This is a genomic window from Lachnospiraceae bacterium oral taxon 096, assembly GCA_018141845.1.
Taxonomy (GTDB): Bacteria; Bacillota; Clostridia; order Lachnospirales; family Lachnospiraceae; genus F0428.
Genome location: CP073340.1, coordinates 1,539,241 through 1,558,602, shown reverse-complemented (window position 1 = coordinate 1,558,602; position 19,362 = coordinate 1,539,241). Strand labels below are relative to the sequence as shown.

Below are 19,362 nucleotides of genomic sequence, written 5' to 3'. Positions count from 1 at the left end.
AAAGCCAAAATTATACCTCACTTTCGACCATATGTCCCATGTAATAAAATCCCTTGGCCTCATCGAGCACAACAGAAATAATCTTTCCAATAAGACTTTTTTGTCCTGGAATATGGACAACCATGTTGTTGCTCATTCGTCCAGTCACATATCCATCCATGTGGTCATTGAGATTTTCAACTAAAATGTCCACCGTCTCTTTTTCGTACTTTTTGGTGCTATTGGCGGCATCTTTTTGTACTTCCTTTAGCAAGCGGTCAAATCTTTCCTTGATTACCTCATCACTCACTTGATTTTCCCACTTTGCTGCTGGCGTTCCCGATCGCTTTGAATAAATAAAGGTAAATGCCGAATCATATTTTACCTTTCTAACCACATCGAGGGTATCCTCAAAATCCTCTTCACTCTCCCCAGGAAATCCCACAATAATGTCTGTAGTCAAACTCATCTCTGGAATTTCTCTTCGAATCTTTAGAGCTAAATCTAGATAACTTTCCTTTGTATAGCCTCGGTTCATCTTCTTTAAAATGGCCGTACTCCCCGATTGAAGTGGCAAATGCAAATGTCGACAAATCTTTTGATTTTCCTTGATCACACGAATTAAATCATCCGATAAATCTTTTGGATGTGAGGTCATAAAGCGCACTCTCTTTAATCCGTCAATCGCAACAACTTTCTCCAAAAGCTGGGCAAAGGAAATGGGATTTTCTAAGTTTTTTCCGTAGGAATTGACATTTTGTCCAAGAAGCATCACCTCTACCACACCATCGGCAACTAAGTTTTGAATCTCACGAATAATGTCTTCTGGTTCTCTTGAACGCTCCCTTCCCCTGACATAGGGAACAATACAATAGGTGCAGAAATTATTGCAACCAAACATAATATTCACTCCCGATTTAAAGGAATAGAGTCTCTTATTTGGCAATTGTTCTACAATTTCATCGGCCTTGTCCACCACATCAACCACTTGGCGATTGCCCTCCAAGCGTTCATTTAAAATCTCTGCAAGCTTGTAGATATTGTGGGTTCCAAAGACAATATCGACATAGCGGTAGCTCTTTTTAATTCGCTCCACTTCTTCGGCCTCTTGCATCATACAGCCACAGATACCAATGAGCATGTCTGGATTTTTTTCCTTATAGCGCTTTAATTGTCCCAATCGACCATAGAGCTTATCATTGGCATTTTCGCGCACTGTACAGGTATTAAAGAGGACAAGGTCGGCATCTTCGCTGTCTGCAAAGGTATAACCAATATCTGCCAATATGCCCTCCAATTTTTCAGAATCTCTTGAATTCATCTGACAGCCAAAGGTCACCACATTAGCGGTTGGCCTTCTGCCAAGTTTATCTGTCAACTGGGCAATCATCTGGCGACATTTCTTGATAAAGTAATATTGGCGATAGGGTTCCACCTCTGGCTCTTGCATACTTAAATCAATTGCGTCAATCATCTGATCTATTTCCTCTTGTCTTGCCTTTTCCATGAATAAAATCCTTTCCTAAATATATCTTATGCCATTTTCTGTTGCCACGGCATCCACACAGATATCATAACTTTCTCCTGTAAAGTCGACATCTGTCTGAAACTCATATGCTGCACCAATCAAAAAATTAGCACGATCTTGCTTAAAGTAGCGGTCATAGTAGCCCGCACCATAGCCAATTCTCGTTCCATCCATGCCATAGGCAATGGCTGGTGTAATGACAATGGCATTGACCGCCTCAACCTTTTTGCACTTTAATTTTGGCTCTCTCACACCAAAAATTCCATCTTCTAGATCGTCCATTGACTCAATTACATAAAAATCCATGTGCTTTCCATGCACTCTTGGGAGAGCAATACTTACCTTTTGACTGGATCCTTCATTTCTCTTCCAAAGCAATTCAAACAATGAAGATAAATCCACTTCATTTCCCTTAGCTGCATAGGCAAAAATAATATTTTTTTCTGTGCCGAGCTCCAAAATATAATTTTCAATCTGGCGATACAACACATCGACAATGCGACTGCTCAGTTCTCTTACACTTTTTTCATCCATCTTTGCCCTTTGATTGGCCAGACGCTCTCGAATCTCTTGCTTTTCTTGTCTACTCATCCTTTTCTCCACCAAACTTTTTGCCAAGATCTGTTACACTTCCATCCTTTTCTACAATGGAGATATTATTTAAATTTGCACGCATACTTTCACGGATGGCTTCAAGGTATTCCTTTCGAAGGTCAGCCTGCTCCTTTTTTTCTTCTTCTGTCAATCCAATGGACTTTTGCTTAATAGCTAATTCATTGATGCGATCAATTTTTTCCTGTTTCATTTTCCCCTCCACGAAATCTTTTTCTAAATCTCTTCTTCAATCACTTTTACTAAGTCAAAAACTTTGCTCTTATGTGCCATAAAGAGGGTTCCCACCACTCTTCCCTTCATCACTTCACTGATGATGTCCATATTTTTTCCATTGGCAATCACCATATCTGCTCCCGCAGCTGTCGCAATCTTTGCGGCAATCAACTTCGTCTGCATTCCACCTGTGCCAACATTGGAGTTTGTTCCCTTGCCCATTTTCATGAACTCTTCATTCATCTCTGGCACAACAGTAATAAACTTTGCATTCTGATTTCTCCTTGGATCATCGGAATAGAGCCCGTCAATATCTGACAATAGAATCAATAAATCTGCATTGACCAGTGCAGCCACAATGGCGGAAAGTCGGTCATTGTCACCAAATTGCACCTCATAAGTAGAAATTGTATCATTTTCATTGACAATCGGAACCGCCCCCAAGGCCAATAACTCATCAAAAGTATTCTGGGCATTATACCGAGCATCATCTTCAATCATAGTCGACTTGGTCATCAAGACCTGTGCTGTCGTAATATTGTACTCTGAAAAAATCTTTTGGTAGATCATCATCAGCCTTGCCTGACCAACAGCTGAAAAGGCCTGCTTTTGCGACAAAGTCTTTGGTTTTTCTCCATTGCCAAGAGCTTGTCGACCTGCAGCAATAGCTCCTGAAGAAACTAAGATGACATCCTTTCCCATTCCCTTTAAGTCGGCAATTCGTCTTGCCATCTTTTCAATCTTTTCGATATTGATCTGTCCTGTCTTTTCGTGAGTGATGGTCGATGATCCCACTTTAATGACAATCTTTTTTCTCTTTCTTAATTCGCTTCTCTTTTCCACTTTATCTCCCCATATGGTGATATTTTCTAATAATCGCCTCCGCTACTTTTAGTCCGTCCATTGCTGCACTGGTAATGCCACCTGCATAACCTGCACCTTCCCCACACGGATAGATACCCAAAATATTGGTCTGCAACTCCTCATTTCGATGAATACGCACGGGCGACGATGTCCTTGACTCAATTCCAGCAACAATGGCATCTTCTCTTGCAAATCCCTTAATTTTTCGGTCAAATTCTGGCATAACCTCTACAATAGATTGATACACCGTCTCTGGAAGAATTTGGTGTACAGGTGCAAATTCTTCCTGCCCACAAAAGCAAGGTTTGACCTGCCCATATTCTTTGCTCACTTTTCCGCTCTGGAAGTCTCCATAAAGTTGTACTGGAATTTTTCCATTGGCCGCCAAAAATGCCCTCTGTTCTAACTCCTGCTGATAGTACATTCCTGCAAGTGGTCCATCAAATCCAAAATCTTCCACACCCACAGTGACGATAATGGCCGAGTTTGCTGATGCTGAATCTCGGTCGTGATAACTCATTCCATTAATCGCTAATCTATTTTTCTGTGTCGAGGCATTGACCACATATCCACCTGGGCACATACAAAAAGAATACACACCCCTGCCACTACTTGTCTTTGCTGTCAATTTATATGGAGCGGGATGTAAAAACTTCGCTTCCTTTTCTCCATATTGCGAAATATCAATCATCTCCTGTGGATGTTGCATTCGAACACCAATGGCAAAGGCCTTCGCCTCCATGCTCAAATTCCTTTCTTTGAGCATAAAAAAAGTATCCCTTGCACTGTGCCCTATGGCCAAGATAAGTACCTGAGTATTCCAATAAGCTCTTTCCTTTCCACACTCTACCTCAATGCCACAAATTTTTCCATTTTCTTCCTTAATGTCACAGAGCTTTGTACGAAAATGCACTTCTCCACCACAGCGAATAATTTCCTTTCTTATGCCGGCAATCACTTCTTTTAATCGGTCTGTACCAATATGTGGCTTGTGGTCATAGATAATCTCCTTATCTGCTCCAAACTCAACTAAGGTTCGCATCACAAAGGTATTTCTTCCAATGTGATCTTTGACTAAGGTATTTAATTTTCCATCACTAAATGTGCCTGCACCACCTTCGCCAAAGCTGACATTGGACTCCTCATTGAGTTTTCCACTCTTCCAAAATTCTTCCACGGTCTTACTTCTAGCCTCAACCTCTTCTCCTCGCTCGATGACAATTGGTCGATAACCCCTTCTAGCTAAGGAAAGTGCTGCAAAAATTCCCGCTGGTCCAAATCCCACAACAACAGGACGATATTTTAACTTTTCCTCTCCCATCTTGGGCAATTCATAAACCGTCCTTTTTGTCTGCTCGATATTTTTTTCTTTTTTTAGTCGAGCAAGTACTTGATTTTCGCCCTCCACTTCGACATCCAAAGTGTAATTATAGAGAATGTCCTGCTTTTTTCTCGCATCAATGGAGCGACGCACAATTTCTATCTTTCCTAATTGTGCTGGTTTTATATGCAATTTACTTGCAATTTTTTTCATCATTGCCTGTTGATCGTGATACACAGACAACAAAAGACCACTGATTCTAATCATATTTATCCTTTCGCCGCACTTCTACCTGCTCGAATTCCACTTGCCCAGGCCCAATGTAGATTATAGCCACCACAGATACCATCGACATCAATGATTTCTCCAACAAAAAATAGTGCCCTATCTCTTTTGCTACTCATATCAGAAAAATTAATTTCCTTACAGCAAATGCCACCGCTACAAACTTGAGCCTTGTCAAAAGTCGCACTCTTTTCAATGACAAAATTTGCCGATAATAAAAAGTCAAATAACTTGTTCAATTTTGTTTTTGAAACCTTCATCACCTTTTCTTCTTCGGCAATAGCAAACTGAGAAAGGAATGCCTTCCACAACTTATTATTTAGTATTCCATTGCCAAAAAAGCCCATACTTTCCTCTGCAAAACGCTCTTTTCTTTCCAACAAAAAAGATTTGTCCTCCACAAAATGAACAATAATCTCCACTTTCTTTTTTTCAAAAATTGCCCTGGCCACTCTTCCACTGACTTGAAAAATGGGAATTCCTGACAGACCGTAATCTGTCAACTGCAACTCTCCATATTCACTGGCCACAATGTTTTGATCGACGCTCACATCCAATCCACATTTGATGCGCACACCAGCGACCTTTTTAAAAAAATTCTTTTCCTGAGCATAGAGTGCACAAAGAGCAGGAAGTGGTGACTTGACTTGATAGCCCATTTGCTCTATGAGCGTCAAAAAACTTCCATCCGACCCTGTAGTCGGGGAAGCTTTTAATCCTGTTGCAATAATGATGCGATCCACATTCCACTGTCTATCTTGTGCAATGACATTCCAACCATTTTTTTCCCTTTTGATCTTGGCAATGGAGACCTCTGTCACGATTTCTCCCCCCCATCGCCTAACTCCTACCTCCAAAGCCTGTGCAATGGCCACGGCCTGCTCTGACTTTGGATAGATATAGCCATCCCTTGAAAATGGCTCCACACCAAGCTCTTGAAAAAACGCAATGGCATCTTCTGGTCCAAAATCTTCAACGACTTGAAGGGGCACCGCCCCCTCTTTTAAATGAAAACAATCTGGATTCATCAAGAGATTTGTGTAGTTACACTTTCCATTTCCTGTAGCTAAAATCTTTTTTCCCACACTTTTGTTGTGTTCCCACACAATCACCTTAGCACCAGCTTTTGCTGCTGCAATAGCAGCAGCAAGTCCCGATGCACCCGCTCCAACAATTCCTACCTTCATCACTGCCCTCTACTCTACATCAAATGCATCTTCTTAAAGATTCTCACCAAGCCTCTTCCCTTTGGCATCGCACGAAGCTCAACTTCATTGATTACATGGAATTTAACCACAGCAATCGCATAGCTTAACATTGCAGCCAAAATGGCCACCAATACAGCAAGTGAACCTCTGCGAATAAATCTTGAAAAGCCTGTATAAACAAGATAGGTCACCACGCCCATAGTGATCGAAGCTAAAGCTGGTCCAATATAGGTCTTGACGATTTCCTGGCGATAGCGCAAATATCTCCTCATCTGCCTTGCATTTAAGATACACATACAAAGGGCAAAGACAATATTGGCAAAGACCAAACTATAGATGCCCAAGTGGAAGAACATAATCATTGCCACTAAGGCTATACAGTGAATAATTAGCGAAATTACTGAATTTTTCACTGGCAAACTCATATGATTGGTTCCCTGTAGTACTGCATTGGTAATCGTAGACAGCGAATACAAAACTACGGCAATAGAGCCAATGCGAAGAAGCATTGTTGCGGTTTCATTTCGCCCAAAGAGCATCGTAATAATGGGCTCAGAAAGCACAGCAAGTCCCACGGCACATGGCAACGCCACCAGCATGGAAAAGCGAATAGAGGTTGCAATCGTCTCTCTGACCTTTCCTCTCTCTCTTGCAGCGGTCGCCTGAGAAAGTGTTGGAATCAATGACGAGGACAGAGCATTGGAAATAGCCACAGGCACATTGATTAAAAGAAGATAATATCCTGTATAAATGCCATATTGCTTGGCATTATCAACCTTTGCACTGCCAAGATATTGCATTAAATTTCCAAAAATACTAGTGTCAATAATACTATTAATATTGTAGACCGCCGTCGAAGCAATCACAGGAACGACATTGTAAATTAAAAGTCTTGTGATTTGCTTGTAGCTTTCCTTTTTCTTTTTTTCTCCACTACTTACCCGAGCATAACTTTTATAGCTAACGAAAAACCAAATCAAAAGAATAACAAGAGCAAAGAGGGCTCCTGCACCTGTACCAATCGTACCGCCTGCCGCACCATAGGCTCTTCTTGTTGAATCATCCTCTAAACTTTTTGCTGCCAACTCACTCAGCCATATGGCTGCGCCGACACTGACCACCGCATTGATGATCTGTTCTAAAATCTGAGAGACCGATGTCGGTATCATCGTCTTATGTCCCTGAAAATAGCCTCGAAATACACCCAAATAAGCCATAATCCAGATCGTCGGTGCCAGTGGTAAGAGTGCATATTTACTCAATGGCATACCAAAAAAAGTATTGGCAAAGAAATCTGCACCAAACCATACAATCGCACAGCCAAGCCCTCCGACAATGGTCGCATAAATCAGTGCTGCCCTCAATATGCGATGTACTCCCTCTGTCTCGCCCGTGGCCATTCTCGCCGACACCATCTTACTTACAGCCAGCGGAAGACTATACGAGGACAAGAGGAGCATAATCGCATAGACATTATATGCTGCCGCATAATATCCATTTCCCTCTTCTCCAATCGTTCTTGTCAATGGCACACGGTAGGCAAGACCAATAATACGCACCAAAATACCTGCCACAGCAAGAATTGATCCTTGCACGACAAAGTTTGAACCCGATCTTGCCTTATTTCCCTTCTTCCTTGACTTTGGTGTTAATTGATTGTCCATATTATCTTGTGTATCCCCTTCCATCTAGGATTTGTCTCTGCCTTTCTTCCATGGCGATTCTTTCCTCGTCTTCCATATGATCATAGCCCATCAGATGCAACATACTGTGCACAACCAAAAATGCCAACTCTCTCTCCCTGGAATGTCCATATTCCTTGGCCTGTTGAATAATATGCTCTGCCGAAAGTACAATATCTCCCAGCATCAATTCCCCTGTCTCTGGATTAAAGGTTCCCTCTTCCTCAAGGTGGTCAAACTCTCCAGGTTTTTCAAACTCATTCATAGGAAATGACAAGACATCTGTGGCACGGTCAATTTTTCGAAATTCTCTATTGATTTGATGAATGCCCTCATCATCTGTAATCGTCACCGATACTTCCGCCTCATACGGACATTTTTCTTCATCCAGTGAGGCCATAATGGCATCTTCAATGATTTTTTGATACTCTATTTCAAGGTCAATCTCTGTCTCATTGGTAATTTCAAATGTCACCTCATCACCTCACTCTCTTGGTTGTGTTGTGCTTTTTTTCATAGGCATCATAGGCCTCCACGATCTTTTGTACCAATGGATGGCGCACGACATCCTTGGTGCTCAACTCACAAATTCCAATATCTTCAACTTTTGATAAAATCTTAATCGCCACATCCAGTCCAGAAACTGCCCCACTTGGCAAGTCTTTCTGCGAGCGGTCTCCAGTGATGACAACCTTTGAGCCAAAGCCAATGCGAGTGAGAAACATCTTCATCTGTGCAGGCGTTGTATTTTGTGCTTCGTCAAGAATAATATAGGCATTGTCCAGTGTCCTTCCTCTCATATAGGCAAGAGGAGCCACCTCTATCAGCCCCTTTTCTGCATTGTGCAAGTAACTCTCCGCCCCCATAATTTGATAGAGTGCATCGTAGAGCGGACGAAGGTAAGGATCAATCTTACTTTGCAAATCCCCCGGCAAAAATCCCAACTTTTCCCCTGCCTCGATGGCTGGTCTAGTCAAAATAATGCGATTGACCTGACCGTCCTTAAACGCCTGAATGGCCATCGCCATGGCAAGATAGGTCTTTCCTGTACCTGCTGGTCCCACACCAAAGACAATCATTTTCTTTCGAATAGCATCAATATAGGCCTTTTGTCCAAGCGTTTTGGGTTTAATTGGCTTTCCATTGATGGTTCTTGCAATCACATCCTTATCGATCTCTAATATCTTGTCATCGCCCTCTGTGTAGGAAAGTGAAATCGCATAATCCACATTTTGCTCTGTGATTTGATTGCCTCTCTTTGACAATTCAATTAAATTTGAAAATATAGACTTTGCTCTCACTACATATTCCTCGGGACCCATTATCTTAATTGCACCATCTCTCTCCAAAATCGTGACATGCAATGTCCGTTCAATTTTCTTTAAATAGGTATCGAAATCTCCACATACATTTCTCTCATGTTCCATCGGAATATCAATGATATTTTCTACTATTGCCAAATTTGTCTTCCCGCCCAATCACAAAAATGGGCACTCCTTTCCGTATGATTATAGCAAAATATTATCACATCACTAGAACACAGTCAACAATTAGCACGACAATGAAAAATACCCGGTCGCAATGACCGGGTATTGAACTATGCATTAGTTGAATTTACGTTTTCTAGCAGCTTCAGACTTCTTCTTGCGTCTTACACTTGGCTTCTCGTAATGCTCTCTCTTACGGATCTCCTGCTGGATACCAGCTTTTGCGCAATTTCTCTTAAATCTTCTCAATGCGCTGTCGAGACTCTCGTTATCTTTCACAATCACGTTTGACATCGAAAAACTAACCTCCCTCCGGTTGTGAAATAAAAACCTTACTCATTATATCATATTTTAGTAAAAGGTCAATAGCTTTCAAAAACTTTTACAACTGCTGATCTAAAGTGGTCTTTGCTGCTAAAAGTGCCTCATCTATGCCCTCTGGCTTCTTTCCACCGGCCTGTGCCATATTTGGACGACCACCACCGCCACCGCCAACAAATCCTGCAATCGCCTTGACAATATTTCCAGCATGTGCACCCTTTTTGACTGCACTCTCTCCAGCCATTACCATCAAATTGACCTTTCCTTCAACCTGTGAGGCTAAGACCACAACGCCATCATCTGTGTCCTTCTTTAGCTGATCGCCCAGATTTCTCAGTTCATTCATCTCCACGCCTTCTACTTTCATTGCAAGGAGCTTGACACCCTTGACATCAACAATATTTTCTGCCGCATTGCCCATGGCCTCATTGGCGAGTTTGCTCTTTAATTGATCATTTTCTGACTTTAATGCCTTGACCTCTTCGAGAAGATTGTCGATGCGATCGCCAAGCTCAGAGACATTGGTCTTTAATTGTTTTGCCAAGGTCTGTAACTTTTCTTCCAATCCTCTATAATAGTCATTGAGTGCATCTCCTGTAAGTGCCTCAATTCTTCTGACACCTGCTGCAATTCCACTCTCCGAAATAATCTTAAAGGCGCCGATTTCTGAAGTGTTCTTTACATGAGTTCCGCCACAAAGTTCTTTTGAAAAATCTCCCATGCTGACCACACGCACATCGCCATGATATTTTTCGCCAAATAGTGCCATTGCTCCGCTCTTTTTTGCTGACTCTACATCCATCACCTCAGTCACAACAGGCAAGGCCGCCTTAATTTCTTGATTGACTAAGTCCTCGACCATACGAATCTCTTCGCCAGTTAAGCTCTGAAAATGAGTAAAGTCAAAGCGAAGGCGATGGGCATCCACCAAACTTCCTGCCTGCTCGACATGGTTTCCAAGAATTTCTCGAAGAGCCTTGTGCAATAGATGGGTACAACTGTGATTTTTTGCTGTGTTTTCTCTATTTTTTGCGTCGACTTCCATCTCGACCACATCGGACATAGTAAACATTCCCTTGGTCACATGGCCAATGTGTCCGATCTTGTCACCTGGTAACTTTATTGTGTCTTCGACAACAAATTCTGCGTCATCAGTAAAGATCACACCGACATCTGCATTTTGTCCGCCCATGGTCGCATAAAATGGGGACTTATCGGTCACAATGGTTCCTTCTTGACCGTCTGTAAGTGCTTCAACTACTTCTGTATCTGTAGTGAGTGCCATAATCTTTCCTTCCGTCTTTAGGGAATCATATCCTGTAAAGACGGTGGTCAATGCTGGATCAAGAGACTGATAGACTGTGACATCAGCTCCCATATAATTGGTTGTCTTTCTTGCCTTTCTTGCTGTCTCTCTCTGATTTTCCATTGCCGCAACAAATCCCTCTTCGTCAATAGAAAATCCCTTTTCTTCCATAATTTCCTTGGTCAAATCAATTGGAAATCCATAGGTGTCATAGAGCTTAAAGGCATCCTCTCCGCTCATCACCTTTACGCCATCTCTAGCCATCTTCTCTTCCATTTCTGAAAGAATAGCCAGTCCCTGGTCAATGGTCTTATCAAACTTACTCTCCTCCTCGGTGAGTACTTTTAAGATCATCTCCTTCTTTTCTTCTAACTCTGGATAGCCATCCTTGCTGAGTTCAATCACTGTCTGTGCAAGCTTTGCAAGGAACTCTCCCTCAATTCCTAACATTCTTCCATGGCGCGCTGCACGGCGAAGAAGCCTTCTGAGGACATAGCCCCTTCCCTCATTGCTTGGCATAATTCCATCAGAAATCATAAATGTACAGGAACGAATATGATCTGTAATTAGTCGAAGAGAGACATCCTTCTTCTCATCTTCCTTATACTTTGTACCAGCAATACCAGCCACCTCATCAAGAAGAGCTTTAATGGTATCCACTTCAAAAATGCTATCGACATCCTGTACAACCACAGCAAGTCGTTCAAGTCCCATTCCTGTATCAATATTTTTATTCTTTAATTCAGTGTAATGGCCCTGTCCGTCATTTTCAAATTGAGTAAATACATTGTTCCAAACTTCCATAAAGCGATCGCCTTCGGAGCCAACATATTCGTCCTTTCCGTACTTTTCACCGCGGTCATAATACACCTCTGAACAAGGACCACAAGGACCTGAGCCATGCTCCCAGAAATTCTCACTCTTGTCAAAGCGATGAATTCTCTCCGGAGCTAAACCAATCTCCTTTGTCCAGATCTCAAATGCCTCATCGTCTTCTTCAAAGACTGTAGGATAGAGGCGATTTGGATCAAGCCCAATGATCTTGGTTAAAAACTCCCATGTCCAATGAATGGCTTCATGCTTAAAATAATCTCCAAAAGAAAAATTTCCAAGCATCTCAAAAAATGTACCATGTCTTGCCGTCTTTCCGACATTTTCAATATCACCTGTTCTGATACACTTTTGGCAAGTTGCCACTCGTCTTCTTGGTGGAATTTCCTGTCCAGTAAAATATGGCTTTAATGGTGCCATACCCGCATTGATTAACAACAAGCTGTTATCATTATGTGGAACGAGAGAAAAGCTCTTCAACACCAGATGTCCTTGGCTTTCAAAGTAGTCCAAAAACATCTTTCTAATCTCGTTCAATCCGTACTTCTTAGTCATATTGCCTCCGAATATTACCTCTTATTTTTTTATCTTCTCATTTTTTCTCTTGCGCATTCTGATGCCAATCTTAATGCCGATGAAGGCCAATATAGCATAGCAAATTGCCTTAATAATAGCGGCAAGCAAAGCTGATGTCACTGCAATCATCCCATTCACCTCTTTTCCTCAAAAACCAACTGTTCTTGCTAAATCATAGCATAGCTATATAGAAACTGCAAGGTGAACGCCAACGCTCAGGGCAATTCCTACAACAAGAATAACAAAAATAATCAAATTTAATTTCTTCCTATTGCTCATTCTTCTCCTCTTGCTTCTTGCTCATTTGTATCACTAGCTGTGCAGCCGAAAAGGCTTTCCTTGCCAACTGCTCACACTTTTTTTCAGGCTCGTCCATCTGTTCTAGTATGATTTTGTGTGCCTGCACATAATGGCGATTCAAACATTTAATTAGTTCCATCCACTGCGTTGCATGTTTGACATAGCCTGATTTTTTTCTTTGAAATCCCTCTTTGACCCAGCGTTCCGTCCACTTTAGGCGAATGGCATCGTAGATAAAGACCTGATCTGTGTATAGATCCACTTGACAGGAACCGCCCAATTCTATTAATCCTGCAATGAGTCCCTCCAAAGAAAGACTCAATTGATCAGTATAGGTCTGTCCCTGAGCCATTGTCTTTTGGTGAAATTTTCCTTCTCTATCTTTCCACCGCAAAATCGTGCCATAGCCACCTGGGCCTTCCTCCGCCTCTCCTGTCACCGTCATACTATAGATATCTACCTTTTCCATTCTCCACCCGCTCCCATTCTCTACTCGCTCAAATAGGCCTTCTTGACCGATTCATCATTCATCAATTTCTTTGCATCTCCAGTAAGAACTACCTTTCCTGTCTCCAGCACATAGGCACGGTCGGCAATCGAAAGTGCCTTCTTTGCATTTTGCTCAACCAAAAGTACTGTTGTTCCCGATTGATGAATTTCTTCAATAATATTAAAAATCTCTCCGACATAGAGAGGAGACAGTCCCATCGAAGGCTCATCCATGACAATCATCTTTGGTCTACTCATCAATGCCCTTCCCATGGCAAGCATTTGCTGTTCTCCACCAGACAATGTACCAGCCAACTGATTCTTTCTTTCCTTCAATCTTGGAAACTTTTGATAAATATTTTCAATATCCCGTTCAATCTCTGCCTTATCACTTCTAGTATACGCACCAAGGCGAAGATTTTCAATAACCGAAAGGTCAGCAAACACTCGCCGTCCCTCTGGCACATGGGCAACACCAAGACCAACAATTTTATGTGCCGGTCGATTGGTAATATCCTGACCTTCAAAAGTAATGGATCCAGATTTTGGATGCATCAATCCTGTGATTGTATGTAAAATTGTGGTCTTTCCCGCACCATTTGCTCCAATCAATGCCACAATCTCTCCTTGATTGACCTCAAAGGAAACTCCTCTGACTGCCTGAATCATACCATAATTTACGGTAATATTTTCTACTTGAAACATTTATTTTTACTCTCCTAAATATGCTGTAACTACCTTTGGATCATTGAGCACAACCTCTGGGGTTCCACTCGCTAATTCTGTTCCAAAATTTAATACAGTCAAATACTCACAAATTCCTGCCACTAATTTCATATCGTGTTCAATCAAAAGAATAGTCATATGGTAGCGCTTGCGAATCAATGTGATAGTATCCATCAATTCCTGTGTCTCCTGTGGGTTCATTCCTGCTGCTGGCTCATCGAGAAGCAAAAGTTTTGGTCCTGTGGCCAAAGCTCTCGCAATTTCTAACTTTCTCTGCTGACCATAGGGCAGATTTCCCGCCTTCCAATCACAAAAACTATCTAGGCCAAAGACCTTCAAAATCTCTATGGCCTTTTCATTCATCTGTCTTTCCTTCTTGTGATAATTTGGTCCATGAAGCATGGCTGAAAATAATCCATATTGAATTTCATTGTGCAAGGCCGTCTTTACATTGTCTAATACGCTCATCTTGTCAAAAAGACGAATATTTTGAAAAGTTCTGGCCACGCCCCTCTTACAAATTTGTGTCGGTGCAAGACCTGAAATCTGTCCTCCCTGCAAATGAATACTTCCTGAGGTCGGCTTATAGACACCTGTGAGCAAATTAAACACCGTTGTTTTTCCAGCACCATTTGGCCCAATTAAGCCGTAGAGCTGTCCTTCTTCAATCTTTAAGTTGAAGTTATCAACGGCCTTTAGTCCACCAAACATAATGCCCAGATTTTTACACTCCAGTAATGCCATACTACACCTCCCCCTTTCCCAGCAATTTTCTAGTAGTTTTATTATTCAACAGTCCCTCTTTAATCTTGCTGTGATTAAAGATCATAATGAGAATTAATACAACAGCATACAACAGCATACGCAAATTGTCGGCACCACGCAAAAACTCTGGAAGAATCGTCAACACAATAGCTGCAATGACCGAACCTGTGACACTGCCCATTCCACCGAGCACCACGATAACCAAAATCTCAATCGATTTGTTATAATCAAAGGTCTGTGGCTTAATAATACCTACATTGTGTGCATAGACACAGCCTGCCACTCCAGCAAAAAAAGCCGCAATGACAAAAGCCTTAATCTTATAAGTACTGACCTTAATACCAATAGACTCTGTGGCAATCTCATTGTCTCGAATAGCAGTGATCGCACGACCATCTCTTGAATGAACAAAATTTACAATAAATACAATCGTCAACACGGTCAAAATAAAGACCAAAGTATAGTTGTTGTAGTCTGAGCGAAGGGGAATCTTTGAAAGTCCCTTTGCTCCTCCTGTAATCCCAATAACATTAATCACTGACTTTACAATCTCTCCGAAGGCAAGGGTGACAATCGCTAGATAATCACCATTGAGTCGAAGCACTGGAATTCCAATTAATAATCCAAAAACAGCGGCCACAATGCCACCCACAAGCAAAGAAATGGCAAAACCAATCGGTGTTGGCAAGGAATGAACTAAATAAATGGAGGTCAAAGAACTTGTATAAGCTCCGATGGACATAAAACAAGCATGACCTAGAGAGAGTTCTCCCAAAAATCCAGTGACTAAGTTTAGTGACACCGCAAGCATAATATTGACCCCAATCGGCACCAAAAGCGAACGATATTGGCGATTGAGCATTCCCCCCTTGAGGAGTATGGTAATCAATGCATAGACGACTACAATTAGAATCACATTCTTAATTATTTTTCCCTTTTTCTTTGTCATACTCCACCTACACTTTCACTAATTTCTTCTTGCCAAGAAGTCCAGATGGCTTTACCAAAAGTACAACAACCAACACCCCAAATACAATGGCATCGGCAAGATCTGAAGAAATATATGCCTTAGATAAACTCTCAATAATCCCCAAAATAATACCGCCAAGCATTGCTCCAGGGATGCTTCCAATTCCCCCCAAAACTGCTGCGACAAAGGCCTTAATACCTGGCAATGCACCAAGTGTTGGGCTTAAGCTCTCATACTGGCTGACATAGAGAATCCCTGCAACAGCCGCCAAGGCACTTCCAATGGCAAAGGTCAACGAAATGGTCGCATTGACATCAATACCCATCAACTCTGCTGCTCCCTTGTCCTCAGCCACTGCACGCATGGCACTTCCCATCTTGGTCTTATTGATAAAGAGGGTAAGGAGTATCATAGCAATGGCCGTCACAATCAATGTCACCACGGTAATACTTGAAACTACAATTGGCCCAAAGGAAAGATTAATCTTTGGAATCACAGAGCCAAAAGAAATTGGTGTTCCCTTAAAGATCAAAAGGGCAACGCTTTGTAATAAGTAGCTCATACCAATCGCCGTAATTAACACAGCTAAAGGTGGTGCACTTCGAAGTGGTTTGTAGGCAAGCTTTTCAATGACAATTCCCACAACTGCACAAAAAATAATGGTCAAAATAATAGCGACAGGGATGGGCACATTGACCTGCACCATTGCCGCCAACACATAGAGTGCATAGGCTCCGACCATAATGATATCTCCATGTGCAAAGTTAATCATCTTTGCAATACCATAGACCATCGTATAGCCCAATGCAATCAGAGCATAGACACTACCCGTACGCAGACCGTTGAGTAGCTGCTCAATGAAATTTACAAACATAGTTTTACCTCTCCATAAAATAGCCTATCTATAAAAAAATGGAGATATCACCTCTATGCGACATCTCCACTAAAGTTTTTACTACTTTGCCTGATAAGGAACATACTCCCCATTGGTAATCGTAACAAACTTTGCCTCTTTGTTTGGCTCACCCGATGCATCGAATGTCACCTTACCTGTCAATCCATCAACTTCAATCTGTGTCATCGCAGCAATGAGATCCTCGCTCTTGGTTGATCCTGCCTTTTCCAATGCTGCCTTAATCACATACACTGTGTCATATCCATCTGCCGCAAACTGATCTGGAGTTGCATTGTACTTTGCCTTATAGGCATCTACAAACTTCTTTGCTGAAGGATCTGATGCAAGGAATGGGCTCAAAAATACAGCTCCCTCTACGGCACTCTTATCTGTCACCTGTGCAATCACACCATCCCATCCATCAGAACCGATAAATGCAGTATTCATTCCTGCACTCTTGGCCTGCTGTGTAATATACGCTGCTGCCTGATAATATGCCGGAACAAAGATGGCCTCTGCACCTGCATTCTTAATTTTTGTCAGCTGGGTTGTATAGTCAACATCCTCTGTCTTAAAGGACTCCTCATCAACAACAATACTGTCCTTGCCCTTGGCCTTTAACTCTTCCTTAAATGCGTCCTTAATTCCTGTAGAATACTCATCTGCATTGTTGTACAAGATGGCAATCTTACTGTAGTCTTTACCAGCAACAAAGTCAGCCAATGTTTTTCCCTGTAAAGGATCGGTAAAGCAAAGACGAAATACATTGTCATTTGCTGTAATATCTGCTGCTGAACCTGATGGTGTAATCTGTAAAATCTTATCTTGTGCCGAAAGGGATGTCACGGCAAGAGATGATCCACTCGTCACACAACCAAGCAACACATCCATTCCATCGCTCATTAACTTATTGTATGCGGTGACAGCCTGATCTTCCTTGGCCTGGTCATCCTGAAAATCAAGTGCTAACTTTACATTCTTATCGCCCACCTTAACACCGCCTGCGGCATTAATCTCATCAATGGCAATCTCTACTGCATTTTTTACGGATGTTCCATAAGATGCTGCACTTCCTGTAAGCGGTCCAATAGCACCAATGGTAAAGACGTCCTTTGTATCTGTCTTTGTACCTGCATCTGCCTTCTTATCCTCAGCCTTTTTCTCTGTTGACTGTGTTGTCGCTTTGCCATCCTTTGGCGCGCTCGTTCCACATGCTGCAAGTGATGCCACCATAGCAAGTGACAATGTAACCCCCAATAGCTTTTTCACTATTTCCTTACCTCCTGTAATCAAATGTATAATCTCCGATTATATCTTTTTCACTTTTAATTGTCAATCCATCTTACCAATCCAATGCCTGACTTTCGACATTTTTCTCTCTTTGCATCAGCTCATCGACGGCATCCTTTGGTGCCTTGTTTTCAAAGAGCACCGCATTGACCTGCTCTACAATTGGCATAGATACGCCATATTCCTCAGCCAATGCCTTCGCCGCCTTTGCAGAATACACGCCCTCGACCACCATTTTGACCTCGTCCATCGCTTCTTGCATTGTCTTTCCCTGTCCAATTAACACACCTGCTTTTCGATTTCTGCTGTGCCTACTTGCACAAGTAACAATTAAATCTCCAATGCCTGAAAGCCCAGCAAAACTTTGCACTGTCGCCCCCATCTTCACACCAAGACGGCTCATCTCTGCAATTCCTCTGGTAATCAGTGCCGCCTTTGTATTGTCTCCATATCCAAGTCCGTCCGCAATACCAGCAGCTAGGGCAATGACATTTTTTAGGCTTCCACCAAGCTCAATACCTAACATATCCGAAGAAATATACACACGAAATACAGGGCTCATAAAGATATTTTGTATCTTTTGTGCTGTCTCCTTGGTGTGTGCACCCACAACACAGGTTGTCGGCAATTTCCTAGAAACTTCTTCGGCATGACTTGGTCCAGAGAGCACACAGACATTTGCCCCTGGAATTTCTTCTTCCACCTGTACATTTAATACTTTCAATGTATGCTCTTCAATGCCCTTGGCCACATTGACAATGATTTGCTCTGGTCGATAGAATTTTGCCATTTTTCTTGCTGTTCCCCTCGTATAGATGGAAGGGACGGCAAGAACTAAAACTTTTGCTCCCTCCATGGCCTTTTCAAGGTCAGGTTGATAAATAAATTCTTCTGGCAGCACAATGCCCGGAAGACTTCTATGCGTTTTTGTTTTTTCCATGCTCTCAAGTTCCTCTGGAAATGCCGACCACAAAGTTACCTGATGACCATTGTCAACCAGTAACATTCCCAATGCTGTTCCCCAAGTGCCTGTGCCAATAATTGTTATCTTATCCATATCTACTCCTACCTTTTCCTATTTTTTACTCCCTAACTTATTTTCTGTCCCTGATAATAACCTCATAATATTCTTTCGATGTTGAAAGATGGAAAGTCCGCCAAGGACCACAGACATCACTCGAATTTCTCCTAAATTTTTTGTCCCCATTTTTCCTGCAAAGGTCAACAAAAATGTCATTGCAATCATCACAAGCATCACCAGGATTGAACCCAAGGAGACATATTTTGTAATGGCCACACTGATGATAAAGATCAAAAGACAGGCGATGATTAATCGCCAATCCAAGGTGGCAATCACTCCTGCGGTCGAAGCAACGCCCTTTCCCCCTTTAAAATGCATATAGCACGGAAAATTGTGACCCAATACCACGCCAAGTCCTACATAAAAGACAAAGAGCGTCGGATTGATTGGTTGATTTTTTAATAGCAAACGCACCACAATACATGGAATAAAGGCCTTAAAAAAATCTCCAAAAAAGACAATTGCTCCTGCCTTTTTCCCCATAACACGCAAAGCATTTGTTGCACCCGAATTTCCGCTTCCATAATTTCGTATATCAATATGTTGAAAATGTCCAAACAAATATCCTGTCTGTAATAACCCAAAGAGATATCCCACCACGATGGCAAGTATTCGATATAATGTCCACAT

At 42.0% G+C, this 19,362-nt stretch carries 19 protein-coding genes; all 19 read right to left on the bottom strand.

Features of this window, described 5'->3' with window-relative positions; all coding sequences use genetic code 11:
- Positions 1-10 precede the first annotated feature (10 nt).
- Positions 11-1,486, bottom strand: coding sequence for a tRNA (N6-isopentenyl adenosine(37)-C2)-methylthiotransferase MiaB (gene miaB / locus J5A74_07740; protein QUI95274.1), 1,476 nt, complete (start codon positions 1,484-1,486; stop codon positions 11-13).
- A 15-nt stretch (positions 1,487-1,501) separates the two neighbouring features.
- A complete protein-coding gene (locus J5A74_07735) occupies positions 1,502-2,098 on the bottom strand; it encodes a 5-formyltetrahydrofolate cyclo-ligase (protein ID QUI95273.1) in 597 nt (198 codons plus the stop codon).
- A complete protein-coding gene (locus J5A74_07730; GenBank protein QUI95272.1) occupies positions 2,091-2,312 on the bottom strand; it encodes a DUF896 domain-containing protein in 222 nt (73 codons plus the stop codon). Before J5A74_07730 ends, J5A74_07735 begins: the two co-directional genes overlap by 8 nt.
- Before the next feature lie 23 nt (positions 2,313-2,335).
- A complete protein-coding gene (gene proB / locus J5A74_07725) occupies positions 2,336-3,178 on the bottom strand; it encodes a glutamate 5-kinase (protein ID QUI95271.1) in 843 nt (280 codons plus the stop codon).
- 1 nt (position 3,179) lies between these two features.
- Positions 3,180-4,787, bottom strand: coding sequence for an FAD-dependent oxidoreductase (locus tag J5A74_07720; protein QUI95270.1), 1,608 nt, complete (start codon positions 4,785-4,787; stop codon positions 3,180-3,182).
- Between the two features lie 2 nt (positions 4,788-4,789).
- Complete coding sequence (locus J5A74_07715; GenBank protein ID QUI95269.1) at positions 4,790-5,992, bottom strand: aminoacetone oxidase family FAD-binding enzyme; 1,203 nt, start codon at positions 5,990-5,992, stop codon at positions 4,790-4,792.
- 14 nt (positions 5,993-6,006) lie between these two features.
- Positions 6,007-7,677, bottom strand: a complete 1,671-nt coding sequence (locus J5A74_07710; GenBank protein QUI96858.1) for a polysaccharide biosynthesis protein — start codon at positions 7,675-7,677, stop codon at positions 6,007-6,009.
- Position 7,678: 1 nt separating this feature from the next.
- Entirely contained in the window at positions 7,679-8,170 is a 492-nt protein-coding gene (gene ybeY / locus J5A74_07705; GenBank protein ID QUI95268.1) for an rRNA maturation RNase YbeY, read from the bottom strand.
- A 4-nt stretch (positions 8,171-8,174) separates the two neighbouring features.
- Positions 8,175-9,155, bottom strand: coding sequence for a PhoH family protein (locus tag J5A74_07700; protein ID QUI95267.1), 981 nt, complete (start codon positions 9,153-9,155; stop codon positions 8,175-8,177).
- 144 nt (positions 9,156-9,299) lie between these two features.
- Positions 9,300-9,476, bottom strand: a complete 177-nt coding sequence (rpsU, locus tag J5A74_07695) for a 30S ribosomal protein S21 (GenBank protein ID QUI95266.1) — start codon at positions 9,474-9,476, stop codon at positions 9,300-9,302.
- An 88-nt stretch (positions 9,477-9,564) separates the two neighbouring features.
- Positions 9,565-12,159, bottom strand: a complete 2,595-nt coding sequence (gene alaS / locus J5A74_07690; GenBank protein ID QUI96857.1) for an alanine--tRNA ligase — start codon at positions 12,157-12,159, stop codon at positions 9,565-9,567.
- A gap of 325 nt (positions 12,160-12,484) precedes the next feature.
- On the bottom strand, positions 12,485-12,985 hold the full coding sequence (locus J5A74_07685; GenBank protein ID QUI95265.1) for a hypothetical protein: 501 nt from the start codon (positions 12,983-12,985) through the stop codon (positions 12,485-12,487).
- 20 nt (positions 12,986-13,005) lie between these two features.
- Positions 13,006-13,710, bottom strand: a complete 705-nt coding sequence (locus J5A74_07680) for an ABC transporter ATP-binding protein (protein QUI95264.1) — start codon at positions 13,708-13,710, stop codon at positions 13,006-13,008.
- Between the two features lie 6 nt (positions 13,711-13,716).
- Positions 13,717-14,475: an ABC transporter ATP-binding protein gene (locus tag J5A74_07675; protein QUI95263.1), complete on the bottom strand. Its 759-nt coding sequence runs from the start codon at positions 14,473-14,475 to the stop codon at positions 13,717-13,719.
- A gap of 1 nt (position 14,476) precedes the next feature.
- Entirely contained in the window at positions 14,477-15,445 is a 969-nt protein-coding gene (locus tag J5A74_07670) for a branched-chain amino acid ABC transporter permease (protein ID QUI95262.1), read from the bottom strand.
- A 7-nt stretch (positions 15,446-15,452) separates the two neighbouring features.
- A complete protein-coding gene (locus J5A74_07665) occupies positions 15,453-16,340 on the bottom strand; it encodes a branched-chain amino acid ABC transporter permease (GenBank protein QUI95261.1) in 888 nt (295 codons plus the stop codon).
- Positions 16,341-16,421: 81 nt separating this feature from the next.
- Positions 16,422-17,594 (bottom strand): ABC transporter substrate-binding protein, encoded by a 1,173-nt coding sequence (locus tag J5A74_07660; protein ID QUI96856.1) that lies wholly within the window; start codon positions 17,592-17,594, stop codon positions 16,422-16,424.
- Positions 17,595-17,703: 109 nt separating this feature from the next.
- Positions 17,704-18,708: an NAD(P)-dependent glycerol-3-phosphate dehydrogenase gene (locus J5A74_07655; protein QUI95260.1), complete on the bottom strand. Its 1,005-nt coding sequence runs from the start codon at positions 18,706-18,708 to the stop codon at positions 17,704-17,706.
- Positions 18,709-18,726: 18 nt separating this feature from the next.
- Positions 18,727-19,362 (bottom strand): glycerol-3-phosphate 1-O-acyltransferase PlsY, encoded by a 636-nt coding sequence (gene plsY, locus J5A74_07650; GenBank protein ID QUI95259.1) that lies wholly within the window; start codon positions 19,360-19,362, stop codon positions 18,727-18,729.

Bases quoted from the DNA above. Each gene is read 5' to 3' on its own strand.
- J5A74_07655 (QUI95260.1), bottom strand. From the start codon at position 18,708: ATGGATAAGATAACAATTATTGGCACAGGCACTTGGGGAACAGCATTG.
- rpsU (QUI95266.1), bottom strand. From the start codon at position 9,476: ATGTCAAACGTGATTGTGAAAGATAACGAGAGTCTCGACAGCGCATTG.
- plsY (QUI95259.1), bottom strand. From the start codon at position 19,362: ATGTGGACATTATATCGAATACTTGCCATCGTGGTGGGATATCTCTTT.
- J5A74_07720 (QUI95270.1), bottom strand. From the start codon at position 4,787: ATGATTAGAATCAGTGGTCTTTTGTTGTCTGTGTATCACGATCAACAG.
- J5A74_07665 (QUI95261.1), bottom strand. From the start codon at position 16,340: ATGTTTGTAAATTTCATTGAGCAGCTACTCAACGGTCTGCGTACGGGT.
- J5A74_07680 (QUI95264.1), bottom strand. From the start codon at position 13,710: ATGTTTCAAGTAGAAAATATTACCGTAAATTATGGTATGATTCAGGCA.
- J5A74_07730 (QUI95272.1), bottom strand. From the start codon at position 2,312: ATGAAACAGGAAAAAATTGATCGCATCAATGAATTAGCTATTAAGCAA.
- J5A74_07715 (QUI95269.1), bottom strand. From the start codon at position 5,992: ATGAAGGTAGGAATTGTTGGAGCGGGTGCATCGGGACTTGCTGCTGCT.
- J5A74_07735 (QUI95273.1), bottom strand. From the start codon at position 2,098: ATGAGTAGACAAGAAAAGCAAGAGATTCGAGAGCGTCTGGCCAATCAA.
- miaB (QUI95274.1), bottom strand. From the start codon at position 1,486: ATGGAAAAGGCAAGACAAGAGGAAATAGATCAGATGATTGACGCAATT.
- J5A74_07670 (QUI95262.1), bottom strand. From the start codon at position 15,445: ATGACAAAGAAAAAGGGAAAAATAATTAAGAATGTGATTCTAATTGTA.
- J5A74_07675 (QUI95263.1), bottom strand. From the start codon at position 14,475: ATGGCATTACTGGAGTGTAAAAATCTGGGCATTATGTTTGGTGGACTA.
- J5A74_07710 (QUI96858.1), bottom strand. From the start codon at position 7,677: ATGGACAATCAATTAACACCAAAGTCAAGGAAGAAGGGAAATAAGGCA.
- alaS (QUI96857.1), bottom strand. From the start codon at position 12,159: ATGTTTTTGGACTACTTTGAAAGCCAAGGACATCTGGTGTTGAAGAGC.
- J5A74_07660 (QUI96856.1), bottom strand. From the start codon at position 17,594: ATGGTGGCATCACTTGCAGCATGTGGAACGAGCGCGCCAAAGGATGGC.
- J5A74_07685 (QUI95265.1), bottom strand. From the start codon at position 12,985: ATGGAAAAGGTAGATATCTATAGTATGACGGTGACAGGAGAGGCGGAG.